This window comes from Mesorhizobium sp. P5_C1, from assembly GCF_054049815.1.
Window position 1 is genome coordinate 1 of record NZ_JBFULQ010001014.1, and the last position, 1206, is coordinate 1206.

At 59.3% G+C, this 1206-nt stretch carries 2 protein-coding genes; one reads left to right on the forward strand and one right to left on the reverse strand.

The genetic code is table 11. The annotated features are described in order from the left end of the window. Nucleotides 1–597, forward strand: a 597-nt coding sequence (locus tag ACXJ7R_RS33495; RefSeq protein ID WP_457155534.1) for a UDP binding domain-containing protein, incomplete at its 5' end; no start/stop codon positions are given. Nucleotides 598–721: 124 nt separating this feature from the next. Here ACXJ7R_RS33495 and ACXJ7R_RS33500 read toward each other — a convergent pair. Further along, nucleotides 722–1206, reverse strand: a 485-nt coding sequence (locus ACXJ7R_RS33500) for a M10 family metallopeptidase C-terminal domain-containing protein (RefSeq protein WP_457155535.1), incomplete at its 5' end; no start/stop codon positions are given.

The window sequence follows — 1206 nt, forward strand, 5'->3', positions numbered from 1 at the left end:
CTGCTGGGCATCGACACCGCCGACGTGCTCGCCGCCGCCGCTACCAAATGGAATTTCCTCCCGTTCTCTCCGGGTCTCGTCGGCGGCCACTGCATCGGAGTAGACCCCTATTATCTGACCCATAGCGCCGAGCGCAAAGGGTATCACCCGCAGGTTATCCTTGCTGGTCGCCGAGTAAACGATAAGGTCGGGGAGCGCATCGCTCAAGAAGCCATGCGACTGCTGTCACAAGTGGTGGGTCCGCGCCATGTGGCAATACTGGGCGTTACTTTCAAGGAGGACGTGGCCGACATCCGAAATTCGCGTGTTATCGACATCGTCCGCGGGCTTGAGAGCTTTGGTGTGAGTGTCGAGATCTCCGATCCGATCGCGCGACCGCAAGATGTCCTTCACGAATATGGCTTGAACTTAAAACCGATCGAGGCGCTTTCGTCCGCCGATCTGGTCATACTTGCCGTCCCGCACCGGCCGTATGTTGATGCGGGCTGGCCCCTGCTCACGGGCATCCTGCGCGGAGGCCGAGGGATTGTGATGGACGTGAAAAGCGCGCTGCCCCGCCAGCAAGGCGAGGCCCTAGTCCATCATTGGCGGATGTGACGGGATGGGCCATTCATGCTCGCAATGCTGCCCGCCGGTGCGCAGCCCACTGTTGATACGTGGTCGGCCTTTACCGGCGCTGATAGAGGAGCGGGCCATCAAGGCAGGTCCAACCCAATCCGATCTACAAGAAAAAATCCGGGTAGGAGGGACCAGTTCCTAGGATGTAAATAGCGAAGTCGGCGATGCTGTCGCCGTTGACGTCGCCCGAAAGCACGTGGTCCACGAAGTGCATTTCACCGGCCTTGCCACTGAAACCGTGGTCTCCGATGAAGGAAAACTCCTGATCTCCAGAGACATTTGTGTTCGCATCAATCAGGCGCAGATCTATGCGGTCCAGCCCGTGCACGAAGTCGCTGATGGTGTCACGCGATCCAGGGATCGTATCGCCCGTTGATTGAAACTGAAACCTATCGGCGCCATACCCGCCCATCAAGATGTCCGCTCCCGCGCCGCCGTCAAGCACATCGTTGCCGGCGGCGCCATSCAGACTGTCATTGCCGGCGCGGCCTGAGAGCACGTTGTTGTGCGTGTCGCCGCGGAGCGTGTCGGCGAAATTGCTGCCACTAATGTTTTCGATACCAGAAAAGATGTCGCCAAGTGCATCGC